Annotated in this window: 1 protein-coding gene; it reads left to right on the forward strand. The window is 61.7% G+C overall.

The window, feature by feature from the left end:
• Positions 1 to 476: phosphonate C-P lyase system protein PhnL (locus ALO43_RS25800; RefSeq protein ID WP_054998367.1), on the forward strand; the 476-nt coding region annotated here is incomplete at its 5' end.
• Between the last annotated feature and the right edge of the window lie 49 nt (positions 477 to 525).

A 525-nucleotide genomic window follows, 5' to 3' on the forward strand; every position in this document is an offset into this window, starting at 1 on the left:
GGGCAACCCCGCGCCAGGTGCTTGAGGTGCGGCGCAAAACGCTCGGCTATGTCAGCCAGTTCTTGCGCGTCATTCCGCGTGTCTCCAGCCTGGATGTAGTGATGGAGCCGGCACTCTCACGCGGATGGTCGCGCGAACAGGCTCAGGAGCGCGCGCAACTGCTGCTGAACCGGCTGAACATTCCCCAGCGCCTTTGGCCACTGGCTCCCAGCACGTTTTCCGGTGGTGAACAGCAGCGTATCAACATCGCCCGGGCATTCATGGTGCCGTGGCCGGTTTTATTGCTCGACGAACCGACGGCTTCGCTGGACGACGCCAACCGTCAGGTGGTGCTGGAGCTGGTCGACGAGGCTAAACAGGCCGGTGCCGCACTGATCGGTATTTTTCATGACCGCGACGCCCGCGAGGCAGTCGCCAATCGTCAACTCGACATGAGCCCGGTGGACCTCACCGCCAAGGAGTTGCTGCAATGCTGAACGAACAGATCTTTAGTAACGCCCGTGTGGTGACTGCCGAGCAGGTGTT

Source organism: Pseudomonas tremae (assembly GCF_001401155.1).
GTDB classification, from domain to species: Bacteria; Pseudomonadota; Gammaproteobacteria; order Pseudomonadales; family Pseudomonadaceae; genus Aquipseudomonas; species Aquipseudomonas tremae.